Annotated in this window: 13 protein-coding genes; 9 read left to right on the forward strand and 4 right to left on the reverse strand. The window is 66.8% G+C overall.

The window, feature by feature from the left end:
* The 6 genes from CVS48_RS12200 to CVS48_RS12225 all read left to right on the forward strand — a co-directional run bounded on the left by CVS48_RS12200 (position 1) and on the right by CVS48_RS12225 (position 9,477).
* Positions 1–1,038 (forward strand): FecR family protein, encoded by a 1,038-nt coding sequence (locus tag CVS48_RS12200; protein WP_242001299.1) that lies wholly within the window; start codon positions 1–3, stop codon positions 1,036–1,038.
* Positions 1,039–1,229: 191 nt separating this feature from the next.
* On the forward strand, positions 1,230–3,593 hold the full coding sequence (gene fhuE, locus CVS48_RS12205) for a ferric-rhodotorulic acid/ferric-coprogen receptor FhuE (RefSeq protein ID WP_167400982.1): 2,364 nt from the start codon (positions 1,230–1,232) through the stop codon (positions 3,591–3,593).
* A gap of 93 nt (positions 3,594–3,686) precedes the next feature.
* On the forward strand, positions 3,687–4,607 hold the full coding sequence (locus CVS48_RS12210; RefSeq protein ID WP_100854687.1) for a hypothetical protein: 921 nt from the start codon (positions 3,687–3,689) through the stop codon (positions 4,605–4,607).
* Positions 4,608–5,012: 405 nt separating this feature from the next.
* Complete coding sequence (locus CVS48_RS12215; RefSeq protein ID WP_100854688.1) at positions 5,013–5,522, forward strand: sigma-70 family RNA polymerase sigma factor; 510 nt, start codon at positions 5,013–5,015, stop codon at positions 5,520–5,522.
* A gap of 241 nt (positions 5,523–5,763) precedes the next feature.
* Complete coding sequence (locus tag CVS48_RS12220) at positions 5,764–6,717, forward strand: FecR domain-containing protein (RefSeq protein WP_242001298.1); 954 nt, start codon at positions 5,764–5,766, stop codon at positions 6,715–6,717.
* A gap of 276 nt (positions 6,718–6,993) precedes the next feature.
* A complete protein-coding gene (locus CVS48_RS12225; RefSeq protein ID WP_100854689.1) occupies positions 6,994–9,477 on the forward strand; it encodes a TonB-dependent siderophore receptor in 2,484 nt (827 codons plus the stop codon).
* A gap of 1 nt (position 9,478) precedes the next feature.
* Here CVS48_RS12225 and CVS48_RS12230 read toward each other — a convergent pair whose 3' ends face one another.
* Complete coding sequence (locus tag CVS48_RS12230) at positions 9,479–11,128, reverse strand: ATP-binding protein (protein WP_242001296.1); 1,650 nt, start codon at positions 11,126–11,128, stop codon at positions 9,479–9,481.
* Between the two features lie 188 nt (positions 11,129–11,316).
* On the opposite strand from CVS48_RS12230, the gene CVS48_RS12235 reads away from it, so the two are divergent.
* The 3 genes from CVS48_RS12235 (at position 11,317) to CVS48_RS12245 (ending at position 15,449) form a co-directional block, all read left to right on the forward strand.
* Positions 11,317–11,835, forward strand: coding sequence for a sigma-70 family RNA polymerase sigma factor (locus tag CVS48_RS12235; protein ID WP_100854691.1), 519 nt, complete (start codon positions 11,317–11,319; stop codon positions 11,833–11,835).
* Positions 11,832–12,875, forward strand: a complete 1,044-nt coding sequence (locus CVS48_RS12240; protein ID WP_100854692.1) for a FecR domain-containing protein — start codon at positions 11,832–11,834, stop codon at positions 12,873–12,875. Before CVS48_RS12235 ends, CVS48_RS12240 begins: the two co-directional genes overlap by 4 nt.
* Before the next feature lie 96 nt (positions 12,876–12,971).
* On the forward strand, positions 12,972–15,449 hold the full coding sequence (locus tag CVS48_RS12245) for a TonB-dependent receptor (protein WP_100854693.1): 2,478 nt from the start codon (positions 12,972–12,974) through the stop codon (positions 15,447–15,449).
* 55 nt (positions 15,450–15,504) lie between these two features.
* Here CVS48_RS12245 and CVS48_RS12250 read toward each other — a convergent pair whose 3' ends face one another.
* The 3 genes from CVS48_RS12250 to acnA all read right to left on the reverse strand — a co-directional run bounded on the left by CVS48_RS12250 (position 15,505) and on the right by acnA (position 20,207).
* Entirely contained in the window at positions 15,505–16,560 is a 1,056-nt protein-coding gene (locus CVS48_RS12250; protein WP_100854694.1) for a lactonase family protein, read from the reverse strand.
* 84 nt (positions 16,561–16,644) lie between these two features.
* Positions 16,645–17,556 (reverse strand): GntR family transcriptional regulator, encoded by a 912-nt coding sequence (locus CVS48_RS12255; protein WP_100854695.1) that lies wholly within the window; start codon positions 17,554–17,556, stop codon positions 16,645–16,647.
* The gene (acnA, locus tag CVS48_RS12260) at positions 17,553–20,207 is read right to left on the reverse strand and encodes an aconitate hydratase AcnA (protein WP_100854696.1); all 2,655 of its coding nucleotides are present in this window, start codon (positions 20,205–20,207) and stop codon (positions 17,553–17,555) included. The genes CVS48_RS12255 and acnA overlap by 4 nt, the downstream gene beginning before the upstream one ends.
* Positions 20,208–20,257 lie beyond the last annotated feature (50 nt).

Here is a 20,257-nt window from a genome sequence, read left to right on the forward strand (position 1 = left end):
ATGAACAACCGCGATGAATCGCGCGAACCCGCTACCGCCGCGTGGTGGTTCGCGCGCTGGCATTCGGGCGAGCTGACGCGCCGCGACCGGCGCGCGTTTGCCCGGTGGCGGCGCGAGCACCCCGAGGGGGCGCGCGAGTTCGACCGCATGCAGCAGTTGGGAAGCGCGGCGGCGGGCCTGTCGCGCAACCAGGTGGAATCCCTGCTTGGTGGACCGGTGCCGGCGCGGCCGGGCGCGGGGCGGCGGCAAGCGCCATCCCACCGCCTGTTCTCCTTGCGCATTGCCCTGGCCTGTGCGGCCGTGGCCGTGGTGGCCTTGGGCGTGTGGTGGAGCATGCCGGTGCAGGCGCCCACGTTTACCACCCTGGTCAGCACCGAACGCGGTGAACGGCGCCAACTGAGCTTGCCTGATGGCTCCGTGCTGGAAGTCAACGGCGGCACGCGCGCCCAGGTCAAGCTGTATGCCGGACGCCGCGACGTGGTGCTGGACCAAGGCGAAATCAATTTCACCGTCGCCGCCGATGCGGCGCGTCCCTTCACCGTGGATGCCGGCAGCGGCGTGGTGCGCGTGACGGGCACGGTGTTCGACGTGCGCCGTGACGCCGATCAGGTGCGGGTGCTGGTGGAGTCGGGCACGGTACAGGTGTCGGGGGGCCATTGGTGGAATCTGGGCCACGCGGTGCTGCGGGCGGGCCATGGCATCCGCGTGCCGGGCAGCGGCGCGATCGGCGTGCCCGCACCCGCCGATGTACCGACCGCCACGGCTTGGCGCGAAGGCCGCGTGGTGTTCAAGAACGCGCCGCTGGCCGACGTGGTGCAGGAAATGAACCGCTATTTGGCGACGCCGCTGCGACTGGCCGACGACAAGGCGGGGCGCCTGCGCGTGTCGGCCTCGTTCACGCTGGACCGGCCCGAGGCGCTGGTCGACGCCTTGCCCGCGGTGGCGCCGGTGCGGCTGACCCCGCGCCCCGGCGGGCCGATCGATATTCATGCCAACACCCACGCCAATCCCGACGCCGCCGCCACGGTTACAAAATAAATGGGAATGAGATTCAGGTTTATCCGCGTTTGATTCGTTCTACGAAGGAAGGCGCTGCCGCCAGGCTTCTTTGACCGGCCCCGCCACCCACCCCGTCCCTCGTTGAACCGAAACAGCAGGTAGTCGTGACTCTCTTTGCACACAGGTATTCCCATGCGGCGCCGCGCCGCGCCGGCGCAGCCCCGCGCTTCATGCATTCTTCCCTGGTGGTGGCGTTGAGCCTGGCGCTGGGGGTGGGGCTGGGCGTGATATCGGATTCCGCGCACGCGCAGAACGCGCCGGTGTCGATCAATATCGGCGCGCAGCCCTTGGGCGACGCGCTGCTGCAATGGGCGGCCCAGACCAAGGTGCGCGTGTTCTACGCGCCCGACGTGGTCGCCGGCCTGAACACCCGTGGGCTGCGCGGCAGCCTGCCGCCCGAAGAAGCCTTGCGCGGCCTGCTGCAAGGCACGGGCGTGACGTACCGCTGGCAAGGCGACAGCATCATCCTGGCGCGCGACGCCGGCGTAGCCAGCCTGGCGCCCGTGACGGTGCTGGGCAATTCGGATCCGGCAGTGACCGAGGGCACGGGTTCGTACACCACGCCGGCCTCGTCGGCGGCCACCGGCCTGACGCTGTCGCTGCGCGAGACGCCGCAGTCCGTCAGCGTGGTGACGCGCCAGCGCATCGATGACCAGAACCTGCGTTCGCTGGACGAGGTGATGGGCAACGTGGTGGGCGTGCAGGTCGTCAGCGAAGACACTGACCGCACCGACTTCTGGTCGCGCGGCTTCTACATCGACAGCCTGCAATACGACGGCGTGCCCACGACCATCGGCCTGTCCATGTATGGCGAATCCGATAACGATTCCTTCATCTATGACCGCATTGAAGTGGTGCGCGGCGCAACGGGCCTGATGACCGGCGCGGGCAACCCCGGCGCGTCGATCAACCTGGTGCGCAAGCACGCCAACAGCAAGACCTTCACGGGCTCGGTCAGCGCGGGCTTCGGCTCGTGGAACCAGTATCGCGGCACGCTGGACATGACCACGCCGCTGAACGAGGCAGGCACGGTGCGCGCCCGCATGGTCGCGCTGTACCAGGGCCGCGATTCCTACATCGACCTCTACCAGGCCAACAAGAAGGTGTTCTACGGCGTGATCGACGCCGACCTCACGCCCAACACCACCTTGAGCGTGGGCGCGGACTACCAGGACAAGCGTCCGCGCGGCTCGACCTGGGGCAGCCTGCCCGTGGTGTTCAGCGATGGCACGGCCACCGACTGGCGGCGCTCCAAGACCACGGCGGCGGACTGGACGTATTGGCACACCACCAACCAGACCATGTTCGCCACGCTGACGCACCGCTTTGATAGCGACTGGGAAGTGCGCGCGGACTGGTCGCAGCGCAAGAGCAAGTACGACGCCAAGCTGCTGTATCTGTACGGCGCGCTGGACCGCGAGACGGGCACGGGCCTGCGGGCGCTGCCGGGCTACTGGAATTCCTACGCGCAACAGACCTCGCTGGACGTGCAGGCCAAGGGCCCGTTCAGCTTGCTGGGCCGCAAGCACGAAGCGGTGGTGGGCGCCATGCGCAGCCGCTATGGCGAAGACTTCTATCGCTACGGCTTCGACAGCGCGTCGCTCGCCAGCACCGGCAACTTCTATCAATGGGAGGGCTCGTTCGCTCAACCCACGTGGACGGACGCGACCCTGACCGGCACGGTCACGCATCAACAGGGCGCGTACGCCGCCGTCCGCTGGTCGCTGACCGACAGCCTTACCGCCATCACGGGCGGCCGCTACGCCACCTGGCAATCCAAGTCCGACACCCGCGACCAGAAAGATTCGCAGTTCATTCCCTACGCGGGCGTGGTCTACGACATCAACGACACGTATTCCACCTACGTCAGCTATACGGATATCTTCCAACCGCAGGAGAACCGCGACCGCAACGGCAATTACCTGGACCCGGTGCAAGGCCAGAACTACGAAGTGGGCGTCAAGGGCGAATACCTGGACGGCAGATTGAACACGTCGATTGCGCTGTTCAAGGTCAAGCAGAGCAAGGTCGCGGTGCTGGACGGCGACGCGCTGGTGCCAGGCTCGTTCGAACAGGCCTACACCACCGCCGACGGCGTCACGACCAAGGGGGTGGAATTGGAGGTAAGCGGCATGCTGGCGCCGGGCTGGAACGCCTACGCGGGCGGCACGTACTACACCAGCCGCGATGCCCAGGGCGTGTCCGTGAACACCGAGCGCCCAAGAGCAATGGCCAAGCTGTTCACCACCTACCGCCTGCCCGGCGACTGGAGCAAACTGACCGTGGGCGGCGGCGTCAACTGGCAGATTTCAACGTATAGCCAGGTCAGCGCGGGCAGCGATACGGTCACCGCCAAGCAAAAGGCCTATGCGATTTACAACCTGATGGCACGGTATGACTTCAGCTCGGCCTTGTCGGCGCAGTTGAACGTGAATAATTTGTTCGACAAGAAGTACTACCTGGGCGGCGTGGCGAGCCAGGTGTATTACGGCGAACCCAGAAGCGTGTTCGTGAACCTGACGGCGAAGTTCTGACAAGGCGGGTGATGGGGCGGGTGATGGGGCGGGGGTGATGGGGCGGGGGATGATGAGGCGGGGGTGATGGGGTGGGGGATGATGAGGCGGGGAATGATGGGTTCCGCGCGTTCGGCGGAATCTCCTTGCCAACGCCAACCCGCGCTGCACCCATCCTACATTCGGCAACGCGCCGGCACGATCGTTCCGACGCGTAACGGCACGATCGTTCCGACGCGTAACGGCACGATCGTTCCGACGCGTAACGGCACGATCGTTCCTACGTGTGCCGACGCGATCATTTGGCCATGTGTTGACACGATCATTGCGTCGTATGCCGGCACGATAATTTGGCCGCATGCCGACGCGATGATTCCGCCACATGCCGACATGATCGTTCGGTCGTGTGTTGACGCGATCATTCGGTCGTGTGCCGGTACGATCATTCCGTCACGTGCCGGCACGATCGTTCGGTCGCATGCCGGCACGATCATTCCGCCGCGTGCCGACATGATCATTGCGTCGCATGCCGGCACGATCGTTCGGTCGCATGCCGACGCGATCATTCCGTCACGTGCCGGCACGATCATTCGGTCGCATGCCGACATGATCGTTCGGTCGTGTGTTGACGCGATCATTCCGTCGCATGCCGGCACGATAGTTCGGTCGCATGCCGATGCGATCATTCCGTCGCACGCCGGCACAGTCGTTCGGCCGCATGCCGATGCGATCATTCCGTCGCATGCCGACGCGATCATTCGGTCGTGTGTTGACGCGATCATTCCGTCGCATGCCGGCACGATAGTTCGGTCGCATGCCGATGCGATCATTCCGTCGCACGCCGGCACAATCGTTCGGCCGCATGCCGACGCGATCATTCGGTCGCATGCCGGTACGATCATTCGGTTGCGTGCCGATGCGATCATTCCGTCGCATGCCGGCACGATAGTTCGGTCGCATGCCGATGCGATCATTCCGTCGCATGCCGGCACGATCATTTCGGCGCATACCGGCACGATCGTAGGATGGGTGTAGCGCGAGATTGTTCGAAGAAGAAAGAAATCGCACAACGCGCAAACCCATCAAGCAACGTTTAATTCCCAACCGGATCGGCCACAACGCGCGTGATGGGTTCCGCGCGATCGGCGCTATCTTCTTGCCGACGCCAACCCGCGCTGCACCCATCCTACACTCCGCCACGCGCCGCACGTCGGCACGATCATTCCGCCACGCGCCGCACGTCGGCACGATCATTCCGCCACGCGCCGCACGTCGGCACGATCATTCCGCCGCGTGCCAACACGATCATTCCGCCACGCCCTCGGGACGCGTTCCGCCCGCGCCCGGATTTCCCCGCCTTGAAAACGATTCAAAGATATTTATAATTGCGAATCATTTTCATTTTGTTTGGGATTCTGGCGGCGACGCCGGGGCGCCGCCATGCCATCCTCATCCTTCGCTCCTCATGCCGAGGTGCAATCCGTCTATCAGGCTCACCACCAGTGGTTGCGCGGCGTGCTGCAGCGCAAGCTGGGCAATGCGTCCGATGCGGCCGATGTGGCGCACGACACCTTTGAACGGCTGATCCGAGCCAATGTGCGGGAACCGCTGGGCGAACCGCGCGCCTACTTGCGTACCATCGCCACGCGCCTGTTGATCGGGCGCGCCCGGCGCGCGGCGATCGAGGCGGCCTACATGGAATCGCTGGCCTTGCAGCCGGTGGCGGTGGAGCCGTCGGTGGAATCGCGCGCCTTGATCCTGGAAGCGCTGGAGCAAATCTGCGAACTGCTGGACACGCTGCCCATGACCAGCCGCCGCATCTTCCTGATGGCGCAGTTGGAGGGTATGTCGTACGCCGACATCGGCCAGCAACTGGGCCTGACGGCCAACGCGGTGCAGAAGTCGCTGGCGCGCGCGTTGGTGCACTGCTACACGATGGTGTACGGGTGAACAAGCCGTGAACCAAAGCGCAAATCCAGGCGTAACTCCGGGTGCAAACCTGCGCGCAATCCCAGGCGCAACTCCACACGCAACTCCAAGCGCAACTCCAAGCACAACTCCAAGCGCAACTCCAAGCACAACTCCAAGCGCAACTCCACACGCAGCCCCACACTCAACCCCAGGATCCACGGACACCCTCAAGCTGCTGCGGCCGCATGCGCCCGAAGCTGGCCGTATCGATCCCAGAATCGTGCGTCAGGCCGCTGACTGGTGGGCGCGGCTGCGCGAGGGCGCAAGCGATGACGACCGGCTGCGCTTTGAACACTGGCGGCAGGCTCAGCCCGCGCATGAGCTGGCCTGGCTGCGGCTGGTGGCCTTGACGCGCGACGTGGACCTGGGCGTGGCCGAAGCGGGCCACGACGTGGCTGCCCGCACGCTGCGGCAGGCGCCGCTGATCCAGTCGCGCCGCAATGCAATGCGCTGGATGGTGTCGGCCGCGGCCTTAAGCTTGGGCGCGTGGGCGGTGGCTGAACGCGGCGCCATTGTTCGCCTGGCCGCCGACCTGCGTACCAGCACCGGCGAACGGCGCGCGCTGACCTTGCCGGACGGCACGCGGCTGGAACTGAATACCGCCAGCGCCGTGGACCTGCGCTACACCGCCAGCCAACGTGAAGTGGTGCTGCTGGAAGGCGAAATCCTGGTGACGACCGCGCAAGACCCGCAAGGCCGGCCGTTCACGGTGCGCACGCGCGGCGGCATCCTGACGCCGGTGGGCACGCGGTTTCTGGTGCGCGACCTGGATGACGGCCACGAAGGCAGAGCCGGTGTGCGGGTGGCGGTGCTGGAAGGCGCGGTGGATGTGCGCGGCCTGGACCCGGTCGATCCGCCCCGGCGCGTGCATGCAGGGGAACAGGCCGAGGTGTCGGCGGCGGGCGGCTTTGCGTTGCAGAAGCTGCAAGCGGCCACCTCCGCCTGGATCAACGGCATGTTGATTGCCAACGAGATGCCGCTGGCCGCTTTCCTGCAAGAACTGGCACGCTATCGGCCCGGCCGGTTGAGCTGTTCGGACGAGGCTGGCGCATTGCGCGTGGTGGGCGCATTCCCCTTGGCCGACAGTGACAAGGTGCTGGCCATGCTGCAAGAGGTGCTGCCCGTGCGAGTGCGTCAATACACCCGCTATTGGGTCACGGTTGGGCTGGCCTGAGTCGGCCGTCCGGTCCGTCCGGTTCGCCCGCCCGTCCGCCCGTCCGCCCGTTCGCGATCGATTTGTAACCGGAACGGCGTAAGTCCCGAATCAGCGCGTCATGTAAGGAAAGCAGCCCGGAAGCCTCTTCCCGCCGAGTCTGCGTCCTTCCTTCATGAGCCAGGAAATCTCTACATGTCTTCTCGTCCTGCCCGCGCAGAGTGGCTTGCCCGCCCGTCGCCTGTCCGTCTGCTTGCCCGGCCGTCACTTGCCCGCCCGCTTGCCCACCACGCGTCAATGGCCAAGCTCTCTACGCCGCATCGCCGCTTGTCGCCGCGCACCCGCCTGAGCCTCGCCTTGCGTGTGGCCTTGCCCGCGGTCGTGCTGGCCGCGCCGTGGTCGTCGGCAGTGCAGGCCCAAGCCCAAGCCCAAGCCCAAGCCCAAGCCCAGGCAGCCACCCCCCTGCGCCAATCGGTCACCTTCGACATTCCACCCGGCCCACTTGGCGCGGCGCTGGGCGCGTTCGGCATGCAGGCCGGCGTCATGGTGGCGTCCGACCCGACGCTGGCGGCGGGCGCTCGCACCGGCGGCGTGTCCGGCACTTACCCGGTGGACGCGGCGCTGGCCCAATTGCTGGCCGGCACCGGCTTGCAGGCCGTTGCCCGCGCCGAAGGTGGCTACCGCTTGCGGCAGGCGCCGGCCCCCGGCCAGGCGGCGATGCTGGCGCCCGTGACCGTCACGGGCAGCTACAACCCCACCACGGACGGCACCGGCTCGTATACGTCGCCCGCCATCACCATCGGCAAGACCACGCAGGCGCTCAAGGACATTCCGCAATCGGTCACCGTGCTGACGCGCCAGCGCATGGATGACCAGCTCATGACCAGCCTGCCAGATGCCGTCAACAACACGGCCGGCATGGTGGGCGTGCAAGGCGTGGGGCCGGGCGTGGCGATCAATGCGCGCGGCTTTCCGGTGGACCTGCTGCAGTACGACGGCGTGGCCCTGCTGCGCAACAGCTACAGCCTGGGCAACTGGGAACAGGACTCGCTGGTGTTCTACGACCGCGTGGAAATCCTGCGTGGCGCGGCCGGCCTGCTGCAAGGCGCGGGCAGCCCTGGCGGCGCGATCAACCTGGTGCGCAAGCGTGGTGGCGCCGAGCCGTCGGTGGTGCTGTCGGGCAAGGCCGGCTCGTGGGACCACTACGGCCTGACGCTGGACGCGGGTGGCCCGCTGAACGACGCGGGCACGCTGCGCGGCCGGGTGGTGGTCGATGAAGACCAAAGCCATTCCTACATCGACTACGTGTGGGACAAGACGCGCAACCTGTACGCCGCGCTGGACTTCGACGTGACGGAAGACACCACGGTGGGTATCGGCATCAGCAACCGCTACAGCCGCTCGCGCCCGATGATCGTGGGCTACCCGCGCTATGCGGATGGCGGCGACATCGACCTGCCGCGTTCCACCTTTACCGGCTCCACCTGGAACCGCGCCAAGAATGATCAGACCATCTTCAATGCCGACGTCACGCATCGCTTCAACGACGCCTGGCGCTTCCGGCTGGCCGGCGTCGCCATGAACGAAAAGAACACGACGGTGCACCAGCGTGTGGCGGGCGAAGTGCAGCCCGACGGCAGCGGCTTGTCCTACGGCAACTTCGGCGTGGACTTCGCCAGCAAGCAACGCGGGCTGGACATGTCGGTCAGCGGCAACTTCACGGCGCTGGGCATGGAGCAGGAAGTGGTGCTGGGCGCCAACTATTCCAAGCTGACCACGCAGGACCGCTTCACGCGCGCCTGGGAAACCGGCGGCAACATCTTCGACATCGACCACCATCGCCCATGGCAGGACATCGATTCCATCGCCGAGGCCAGCGGCTACGATTCGCGCAGCGCCTACGACATCCGCCAGAAGGGCATCTACGGCACCTGGCGCGTCAAGCCCACCGAGTCCCTGGCGCTGATCGGCGGCGGCCGGGTCGGCTGGTTCGACTATTCCTACACCGGCTCCGGCAGCACCTCCACGTCCAACACATCGGGCAAGTTCATCCCGTATGCCGGCATCGTGTATTCGCTGACGGACAACTGGTCGGCCTACACCAGCTACACCACGGTGTTCGAACCGCAGACCGCACGCAGCGTGGACGGCAGCCTGCTCAAGCCTATCGAAGGCAATAACTACGAAGTGGGCATCAAGGGCGAACTGGCCGACGGCCGCGTCAACACGATGCTGGCGCTGTTCCGCTATGACCACAAGAACCGCGCCGTCAACGATTACGATGCTGGTTTCGCGTGCGACGGCTGGTATTGCTCGCGCGCGTCGGGCAAGGTGCGCAGCCAGGGCGTGGAAGCGGAAGTGTCGGGCGAAGTGGTGAAGGGCCTGGAGCTGTATGCGGGCTACACCTACAACACCACCAAGTACCTGGAAGACCCCGACAACAAGGGCCAGGTCTTCAACACCTGGACGCCCAAGCACATGCTGCGCCTGTGGGCCAACTACAAGCTGCCGGGCATGATGAACCGCCTGAGCGTGGGCGCGGGCGTCAACACGCAAACCGCCACGGTCAGCTCGGACCGCGAATTCAAGCTGGCGGGCTTCACCATCTGGAACGCCCGCGTGGGCTATCAGGCCACGCCGGAACTCAGCATCGGCCTGAACGTCAACAACGTGTTCGACAAGAAGTACTACGTGCCGTCGTACAACACGCTGGGCGGCAACAACTACTACGGCCAGCCGCGCAACTTCATGCTGACGTTCCGCTACGCGCCCAAGCTCTAGGTCAGGCGCTCATCAGCATATGGACCTTGCGCGCCAGTTCGTCCAGCGCGAAAGGCTTGGGCAGGGTGGGGGCGCCGGCTTCGGCCAGCGCCTGCACGCCCGAACCCGTGATGAACAGCACCTTCAGCGTGGGCCGCAACAACCGGCCCGCGTCGACGACCTGGCGGCCGTCCATGCGGCCGGGCAGGCCCAGATCGCAGATCAGCAGATCAATCTGGCCCGGGGCCGACAAGGCGCGCAGCGCGCTGGCGCCGTCGGTGGCCTGGATCACGGCATAGCCCAGTTCGGCCAGCGTCTCCACCATGACGGCGCGTACCGCCGTATCGTCTTCGGCGATCAGGACGGTCGCGCCCGCAGCGGCGCGCGGCGGCTCCAGCCGCGCCGACAGTTCCACCGTCGTCGGCGCCCCGTCGAATCGCGGAAAGTACAGGCTCATCGCCGTGCCTTCGCCCGGCCGTGACATGACCTGCACCTGCCCGCCGGACTGCCGCACAAAGCCATACATCATCGACAGGCCCAGGCCGGTGCCCTCGCCGGGTGATTTGGTGGTGTAGAACGGTTCGAAAATGCGCTGCACGATTTGCGGCGTCATGCCGCAGCCGGTATCCGTCACGGTCAGGCGCAGGTAGTCGCCGGCGGGCAGATCGCGTTCGCGCGCCGTCTGGGCGTTCAGCGTGACCTTGGCTGTCTCGATGCCAAGACGGCCCTGTCCTTCCATGGCGTCGCGCGCGTTCAGGCAAAGGTTGAGCAGCGCGTTTTCGAATTGGTGCGGGTCCACCCAGGCGGGCCAGAGCCTGGGTTCGCAGGCCAGGTCCAGCGCAATGCCCGGCCCCACGCTGCGGCGCAACAGGTCTTCCATGCCGCGCACCAGTTGGTTGATGTCCACTGCTTGCGGCGACAGCGGTTGATTGCGCGAGAACACCAGCAAGCGGTGGGTCAGGGCGGCGGCCCTTTCGGTGCCGCGCCGCGCCACATCGATGTGGCGTTCCAGTTCGCCCATGCGCTGCTGCGCAATACGCAGGCTGATCAGTTCCAGGCTGCCCGCGATGCCCATCAGCAAGTTGTTGAAATCGTGCGCCAGCCCGCCCGCCAGTTGGCCCACGGCTTCCATCTTCTGGCTTTGGCGCAAGGTGTCTTCGGCCTGCCGCAAGGCTTCGGCCTGCGCGCGTTCGGCTTGCACCCGCGACGTGGTTTCGATGACGGTGTCCATCATGCCGACCACGTTCCCGTGCTCGTCGCGCACCGGGCTGTAGCAGAACGTGAAGGTGGCTTCTTCGGCTTGACCGAAGCGCTGGAGCACCAGCGGATAGTCTTCGATGAAGGTGGCCTCGCCCGCGAACGCGCGGTCGGCGATGGGGCCGATCATGGACCAGACCTCGCTCCAGACATCGCTGAACGGGCGGCCCAGCGCTTCGGGCTTGGCGCCCAGGATGGGGCGGAAGGCGTCGTTGTAGATGGTGATGAGTTCGCGGCCCCAGACCAGGCAGCACGGAAAGCGGGACGAGAGCACCATGCCGACGGCCACGCACAGCGCCGGGGGCCAGTCGGCAATCGGGCCGAGCGGCGTGGAGGCCCAATCGTACGCCGCGACCCGTTTGCCCATCTCGCCGCCGCCAGCAAGAAAAGAAGGCTCGAAAGTCTGGATCTGCATGGCGGCGTCTACGGTCGGATGGAGGCTTGAATGGGTGCTTGATTCTATCCGACCGTCCCTATGAAGTTAAGCAATTCAGCATGCCGGATATCAAGGCGGCGGCAGGTTTTTTAACAGGGCGTGGGTGGCGGAAAAAAAGCAGATAAAATAGAAATCGTTCCCATTTGCAATATTGCGCCAGGTGCGTCTTGTCTGCCTTTGAACCCCACGCCACCGATTCCGTCACGAAGCTCTATCGTGACCATCACAGCTGGCTGTCGATGTGGTTGCGCAAGAAGCTGGGCAACTCGTTTGACGCCGCCGACCTGGCGCACGACACCTTTGTCCGCCTGATCAGCGCGCGCCGCCACGACGCGGGACCCGAGCCGCGCGCCTTGCTGACCCATATCGCCAAGGGCCTGGTCGTGGACCACTGGCGCCGCCGCGCGCTGGAAGAGGCTTATCTGGCTGCCATTGCCTGCCTGCCCGCGCGCGAGGCGCCGTCGCCCGAAGTGCGCGCGCAAATTCTTGAAACCCTGCACGCCATCGACGCCACCTTGCGGACCCTGCCCACGAAGACGCGCAGCATCTTCCTGTTGTCGCAGTTCGATGGCATGGCGTATGCCGACATCGCGGTGCGGGAACGGGTGTCGCTGGCCACCGTCAAGCGCCATATGCAGCGCGCGCTGACGGCGTGCCTGATCGCCTATCAGGTGCATGCGGCATGACAGGCGCCTCTAACCCCGCAACGAATCCTGCAACGAATCCCGCGAGCCATCCCGCGACCCATCCCGCCATCGACCCCGCCATTCTGGAACAGGCGGCCGGCTGGCTGGTGCGCTTCCAATCCGAAACATTGTCCGCCGCCGACCGCGCCGCCTTCGACCGTTGGCGCACGCGCAGCGCGGCGCATGGCGCGGCCTGGGCGCGGGTGGAAGACATGCTGCGCGGCTTTGGGCAGGTGCCGCCCGACATCGTGCGTGACACCTTGCGTCGGGCCGATCAGCATTCCCGCCGCGCCGGCCGCCGGCAAGCCCTGCGCGCACTGGGTGCGCTGCTGGTGCTGGGGCCGGCGGCGCTGGCCGGCTGGCGCATGTTGCCTTGGCGCGAATGGGCGGCGGATGCGCGCACCGCCACGGGCGAACGGCGCCAGATGGATCTGGCCGACGGCACGCGGCTGGTGTTGAACACGGCCAGCGCGGTCGACATCCAATACACCGCCGACGCGCGCGTGCTGTGGCTGCGCGCGGGCGAAATATTGCTGACCACGGGCCACGATCCGTCGCCCGTGTATCGGCCCTTTATCGTGCATACCTCGCAGGGCACGATACGCGCGCTGGGCACGCGCTTCATGGTGCGCGACGACGGCGGCAGCATTCGCGTGGCGGTGTTTGAAGGCGCCGTCCAGATCCAGCCGCAAGACGCGGACGTTGCGGCGGTCATCCTTCCCGCCGGGCAGCACACGGTGTTCACCGCGCGCCAGGTGGCGCCCATGACGACGGTGGACGCCGTGTCCGCGTCATGGGAGCAGGGCATGTTGGCGGTGCGCAATTGGCGCTTGGCCGACCTGGTGGATGAACTGGGCCGTTATCGCCGGGGCGTGCTGCGTTGCGATCCGGCCGTGGCCGGGCTGCGCGTGTCGGGCGCATTCCCTTTGGCCGATATCGACGGCAGCCTGCGCCTGTTGGAAAAAACCCTGCCGGTGCGGATAAGCCGCGTGACGCCTTTCTGGACCACGGTCGCGCCACGCGCGGGCGTTACAAATTAATCGCCATTGGTTTGAGCCTTTTCTGCGCCTCGTCCGGTGTACCGGGTGAATCGTCGCGACACGCGAGCCACCCCGTCCCCTACGAAGGATCGTTTCATGGTTTCCCGAAATTCCCATTCGCAGCGCCTGCCCCGTGGCATGGCCGCCCTGTCGCCCGTGGCGGCCATGATGCAGTCCGCCGGTATGGGCTTGATGCTGCTGGCCGTGTCGGGCGCGCCCGCGTCGGTCAGCGCCGCCGAAGCCGCTGGCGTCGCGGCGGCCGCCGATGCGCGCAAGTCCTACGCAATTGGCGCGGGTTCGCTGGGCGATGTGCTGGCGCAGTTCGCGGCGGCGGCGGGCGCGCCGCTGTCGTTCGACCCGGCCTTGCTGGCGGGCCAGCGCAGTGCAGGGCTGTCGGGTTCGTACACCGTGCGCGAAGGGTTCGCGCAATTGCTTGGGGGTTCCGGCTACGCGGTAGCGGAACAGGGCGCGGGCGCGTATTCCTTGCAGAAGCTGCCCCAGGCAGAGGGCGGCGCGGCCACGCTGCTGCCCAGCATCACGGTGGCGGGATCGGTCGTCAGTGCGTCCAGCTTGCCGCCGGAATTCGCGGGCGGTCAGGTGGCGCGCGGCGGCCGCATGGGCTTCCTGGGCAACCGCGACGTCATGGACACGCCGTTCAACATCACCAGCTACACCTCGGAATTGCTGGCCAACCGCCAGGCGGTGACCTTGGCCGACGCGCTGAACGCCGAGCCGTCCGTGCGCTTTACCGGGCAGATCGGCGGCGTGACCGACTCGTTCTACATTCGCGGCTTTCCCATCGGCGAAGGCAACCTGGGCGAAATCGCGTTCGACGGCGTCTATGGCGTGGCGCCCAACTATCACGTCTTCACCGACTACATCGAACGGGTGGAAGTGCTGAAAGGCCCGGCCGCCTTGCTGTACGGCATGTCGCCCAACAGCGGCGTGGGCGGCGTGATCAACATGGTGCCCAAGCGTTCGCTGCCGCAAGACCTGACGCGGCTGTCCGCCGACTACGTGGGCAGTTCGCAGTTTGGCGGCCGCGTGGACCTGAGCCGGCGCTTCGGCAACGACGGCGAATGGGGCGTGCGCGTCAACGGCATGCATCGCCAGGGCGACACGCCGCTGGACAACCTGTATTCGCGCACCGACATCGGCGCCTTGTCGCTGGACTACCAGGGCGAGCGCCTGCGCGCGTCGCTGGACCTGTTGACGCAGCACGAAAAAGTGGACGCCCCGACGCGCCCGTTCCTGGTGGCATCCGGGATAGACGTGCCGCGCGCGGCCGATGGCCGCCGCAACGCCACGCAGCCCTGGGGCTGGTGGAAGTCCGACGGCCAGTCGGCGCTGCTGCGCGTGGAATACGACATCAGCGACCGCCTGACCGTGTTCGCCGACGCGGGCGGCTCGGACACCGTTGTGTCGCGCCTGTCGGACCAGACGCCCACCATCGTGAACGGCGCCGGCGACACGCTGGTGACGCCGAACAATTTCCGCTTCAAGGTTGAACGCAGCACGTACAACGCCGGCCTGCGCGCCAAGCTGGACACCGGCCCCGTGCGCCACGCGATCAGCTTCATGGGCAGCTTGTACAGCGACCGCAACCTGCAGGCCAGCGTGTTGGGCACGCCGCTGACGTCCAACATCTACCACCCCATTACCCGCCCCGAGCAGCACATTCCCGCGCCGCGCAACGTGCCCAAGGTCTCGTCGTCGGACCTGTCCGGCCTGGCGCTGGCCGACACGATGAGCATCCTGGACGAACGCGCGCAACTGACGCTGGGCCTGCGTCAGCAGCGCATCGAGTCGCGCAACTTCAATGCGGTGACGGGCGTGCGCACCGTCAGCTATGACGAAAGCGCCACCACGCCGCTGGCCGGCCTGGTCGTCAAGCCCTGGAGCCATGTCTCGCTGTACGCCAACTACGTCGAAGGCCTGAGCAAAGGCGATGTGGCGCCCGCCACGGCGTCCAACGCCGGCCAGGTGTTCAAGCCCTACAAGGCCAGGCAGAAGGAAGTGGGCGTGAAGGTGGAGTTCGACAGCGCGATGCTGAGCCTGAGCGCCTTTGAAATCACCAAGCCCAGCGGCCAGTTGACCAACGGCGTGTACGGCGCGGACAGCGAACAGCGCAATCGTGGCCTGGAAATGAACCTGTCCGGCGAGCCCCTGCGCGGCCTGCGCCTGTTGGGGGGCGTGACCTGGCTGGACGCCGAACTCACGCGCACCAACAGCGCCGCTACGCTGGGCAACCAGCCGGTGGGCGTGCCCAGGTTCTCGGCCAACCTCAGCGCCGAATGGGACACGCCGTGGGTGGCGGGCCTGACGCTGACGGGCGGCATGGTCTACACCGGGCGCGAATATATCAACCAGGCCAACACGCAATCGGTGCCGTCATGGACCACCTTCGACCTGGGCGCGCGATACGCCACGCGGGTCCAGGGCAAGGACGTGACCTTGCGGGCCAACCTCGTCAACGTGACCAACCGCGCGTACTGGTCCGGCGTGGCATCCTACGGCACGATCTCGCAAGGCGTGCCGCGCACACTGATGTTGTCGGCGTCGATGGATTTCTGACGGGCGCCAGGGGCTGGCGTGCAGGCGCCCTGCACGTCAGACGCACCGCGCGGCATCAGGCCTGGGGGCGGGCAAACACCATGCAGACAGGGCTGCCCACGCGGACCTCATCGCCGTCGCGCGTCAGCGTGCCGTCTTGTGCATCGACCGCAAAGCGCACCAGCGTGTCGCTGTCTTCGTTCAAGGCGAACAGGAAGCGGCCATCGGGCGACAGCGTGAAAAAGCGGGGCGTCTTGCCGCCCGACGGCACGTGCTGCACCGGCGTCAAGCGGCCATTGGCCGGGTCCGCGCGAAACACGGCGATGCTGTCGTCGCCCCGGTTTGACACATACAGGTGGCGGCCCTGCGCGTCCAGCGCGATGCCGGCCGCGCGGCTGTTGCCGGTATAGGTGTCGGGCAGCGTCGGCAGCACCTGGAAGGGCCGCAACGCGCCCTCCGCAAGCGTATAGGCGGCCACGGTGTTGTCCAGTTCGTTCACCACGTACAGCCAGCGGCCGGTGGGGTGGAACACCGCATGACGCGGGCCGGCGCCTTCGCGGCTGTTTGCCACGCTGTGCGGCTGCGCGCCGATGCCGTGCTCGTCCAGCGCAAAGAGGAACACGCGGTCCAGCCCTTTGTCGGGCACCGCCACGTAGCGTCCGGTGGGGTCCACCACGTTGTAGTGCGGCTTGGCGAATGGCTGCTCTTTGCGATGCGGACCGGGTTCGCCCGGCATGGCCACGGTTTGCGTAACGCTGCCCAGCGCGCCGTCGTGCGCCACGGGCAGTGCGGCCAAGGTGCCGCTAAGGTGGTTGGACACCATCAGATAGTGCCCGGACGGAGCCAGGGCCAGATGCACCGGGTTGCGGCCCTGGCAGGGCTGTTGATGCCACGGCGTGAGCGCGCCGGTCTTCGGGTCGCGGTGCAGCGCGCTGAGTTCCTGGCTGTCGCCGTGCACGGTGTACAGCACGGGCAGCGCCGGATGCGGCAGCAGGTAGGACGGGTTGACCAGGCCGCCGACCACTTGCGTGAGCGTCAGCGCGCCGCTGTCCGTGTCGTAGGTGTAGACGCTGATGCCGTCGCCGCGCGCATTGCGTTCGCGTGTGGTGCGAGAGCCGATATAGACGTGCATGGGCTTGCCTTTGACCAGGAAAACAAAAGGGCCCGGCTTGCCATCGCGTATGTCATCGCGCTTGTCATCGCGTCTGCTCGCGTTTCAGGCCGGGGAAACCAGGATGCCGCTGATGCGCGCCAGATTGTCCAGCGTGCTGCGCAGGTGGCTGGACAAGGCGGCCGCGGCCTCGTCGTTGCGTTCGCGTTCCAGCAAATCAAGAATGGCCAGATGCTGATCGCAATGCTGCTGATAGCGGCTGCGGTCCTGCATCGAGCGGTACGACAACAGGCGGCGCACGCGGTTGACGCGCTTGATCGTGTCGATGAAGAACGGGTTGCCGGACGCCTCGACCAGCGACTCATGAAAACGCACGCCGCGCTCGTGCAACTGGTCGGCCGTGTCGGTGGCGATACCGCCTTCCAGCAGATGTCGTTCCGCCGCGCGGCAGCGTTCGATGACGCTTTTCTCGATGCGGAACGTGGGTTCCAGCAGGGCGGCCGGCTCCAGCGCCAGGCGCAGGCGGTACGACTGCAACAGGCTGTCGGGCGTGGTCATCATGGACGAGAATTCCCAACCATAGCCAGGCCGGCGCTGCGCCCAGCCCTCCTGCGACACCCGCGCCAACAGCGCCTGCGTTTGCGCATTGGTCAGGGCGTAACGCACGCGCAGCTGCGCCTCGCTGCATTGCATGGGCAGTTGGCCGCGCAGCAGCTCGTCGGCCAGCTTGAAATAGCTTTGCGTGACGATGTCGTCGGCCGAAGGCGGCGCCAGTTCCGCCAGGTCGGCGGGGGCGTCGGGCAGGGCGTCGAAGTCTTGCCGCAGAAAGTAGCCACGGTTGGGTTTGCGCGCCACGATGCCGTGCTGCTCCAGCACACCCAGCGCATCGTTGACCGGCGAGCGCGACAGGCGCAGGCGGTCGGCCAATTTTTGCGCGGTCAGGTGCGCGCCGCCTTGCAGGCGGTCTTGCCGGATCAATTCCAGGATTTTGGTGACGGTGTTGGTCTGCGCGCTCATGGGGTCATTGCAGGCGAGGTCGTTGCCGGCGGGGGCGTGCCCGGCCGGAGGATATCCGACAGGATAGCGGGAATGACGCCTCCCATCCGCAACAGACGCACCTCCAACTGCGTTTCGACGGCGGCCGTGGCTTGCAGCGCATCCACCGTTCCGTCGGCCCGCAGAATGCGTATCGGCACCGGCATTCGTGGCGCCAGCGCACCGGCCGGCGCGTCGATTTCAATGCGGTCGCCGGATTGCACGGCCAGCGTGTCGGGCGTGACGCCGTCAGGCAGGCGCAGCGGCAGGATGCCCATGCCGATCAAATTCGAACGGTGGATACGTTCAACGCTCACGGCCAGCACCGCGCGGATGCCCAGCAGCCGCTGGCCCTTGGCGGCCCAGTCGCGCGAAGACCCCGTGCCAAAGCGCGCGCCGGCCAGCAACACCACCGGCTGCTGGTCCTGCCTGTACTGCGCGGCGGCGTCCCAGATGGGTTGCACGCGGCCGCTGGGTGCATGCCGCGTGTGACCCACGGGCGCGTCGGGGCAGAGCCGGTTCACCAGGCTCTTGCTGTAGAACGCGGCCCGCATCATGACTTCCCAATTGCCTCGTCGGGACGCAAACACGTTCAGGTCGTTGCGGTCGTCGCCGCGCGCCACGAGAAAGTCGGCGATCAGGCTGTCGGGCGGAATGGCGCTGGCGGGCGACAGGTGGTCGGTGGTGACGTCGTCGCCCAGCACCAGCAGCGGGTGGGCAATGTAATGGCCCAACTGGCCGGCTTCATCCGTGGACGCAAAGGGCGGGCGGCGCAGCGCGGTGGAGGCCGGGTCCCACGGAAAACGCGGACTGTCCGGCGATTGCAAGGCCTGCCAGGAGGGATTGGCGCTGGCGATCTTGAAGGCGGCGCGGTAGTCATCTGGCCGTAGCCCTTGCGCCAGCGCGGCGTCGATGTCGGCGTCAGCGGGCCACAGGTCGCGCAGGTGAACGGCGCGGCCATCGGCCGTTGTCTGCACCGGCTCCAGGCTCAAGTCGCGCTCGGCGTCGCCCGCCAGCGCAAAGGCGATGACCAGCGGCGGCGACATCAGAAACCCCAGGTCCAGGTCCGGGTGGATACGGCCGGTGAAGTTGCGATTGCCCGACAGCACCGCCACCGGATGGACCGCGCCGGCCGCCATGGCGTTGCGCACCGCGCCGGGCAGGGCGCCGGAATTGCCGATGCAGGTGGTGCAGCCATAGCCCACGATGTCAAAGCCCACCGCCGCCAGGTCGTCCAGCAAGCCGGCGCGCGCCAGGTAGTCGGCGGCGGCGGGCGAGCCCGGGCCCAGCGATGTCTTGACCCAGGCCGGCACGCGCAAGCCGGCCTGTCGTGCCTTGCGGGCCAGCAGCCCGGCTGCCATCAGCAAGCGCGGGTCCGACGTGTTGGTGCAACTGGTGATGGCCGCGATGGCGACGGGGTAGCGTGGCATGCCGCCTTGCGCGGGCGCGGCCGGCTGGAAGTTCAGCGTCGACAGAATCGCTTTGGTCTGCCCGTAGGGGTGCAGGTCTTGCGGCCGCTTGGGGCCGGCCACGTGCATGCCGACCTGGTCCAGGGCAATCTCGACGACGCGGGTGTAGCGCGGCGTGGCTTGCGGGTCGAACGCGATGCCGGCGTGTTCGGCATAGGCGGCCACGCGCGCGATGTGCGCCTCGCCGCGGCCCGTTTGTCGCAGATAGTCCAGCGTGGCGCCGTCGATGGGAAAGTAGCCGGTGGTGGCGCCGTATTCGGGCGCCATGTTGGCGACCACGCAGCGGCTGCCGGCCGACAGCGTGCTGACGCCGGGGCCAAAGAACTCCACGAATTCGCCTGATACGCCGATGGCGCGCAAGCGTTGCGTGACGGTCAGCGCCAGGTCGGTGGCTGTGACGCCCGGGCTTAGCGAGCCGGTGAGGCGCACGCCGATCACATCCGGAATGCGCAACAGCGTAGGCATGCCGAACATCACGGTCTGCGCTTCCAGCCCGCCCACGCCCCAGCCCAGCACGCCGATGCCGTTGATCATGGGCGTGTGGCTGTCGGTGCCGATCATCATGTCGGGAAACAGCGCGCCGTCGGCGCCCTGGCACACCACGGTGGCCAGTTGCTCCAGGTTGATGGTGTGCATGATGCCGGTGCCCGGCGGGTGGATGCGCACGTTGGACAGCGCCTTGGAGGCCCAACGCAGGAAACGGTAGCGCTCGGTGTTGCGGCGCAATTCCAGGTTCAGGTTCAGCGCGGCGGCGTCGGCCTGTGCGTAAGCCTCGACCGCCAGCGAATGGTCCACCGAGACGTCCACGGGCAGCACGGGGTTCAGCACGCCGGGGTCGCGGCCGGCTTCAGCCAGCGCGTCGCGCATGGCGGCGATGTCCACCAAGGCCGGCGTGCTGGTGGTGTCGTGCATCAGCACCCGGCCCGGCTGGAAAGCGATCTCGGCGTCGCTGGTGCCGTGGTCCAGCCAGCGCAAAAGCGCGGACACGGCGGCGTCGCGTTCATCGCCCTGCATGTTGCGCACCGCGTTTTCCAGCAGCAGGCGCAGCACAACCGGCAGGCGGAAGTACTCCGCGCCGAAGATCGCGGGCAGGTCCGTGCAGGTATGGGCGGCCCCGTTCAGCGTGAAACGGGCAAGGCGCGACAAGGCATTGGTGTTTTCCATAGCTGCAAGTTTTGCATATTGAACATATAAAATGCAATTAAGTAAAAACC

It is taken from the genome of Achromobacter spanius, from assembly GCF_002812705.1.
GTDB lineage: Bacteria > Pseudomonadota > Gammaproteobacteria > Burkholderiales > Burkholderiaceae_B > Achromobacter > Achromobacter spanius.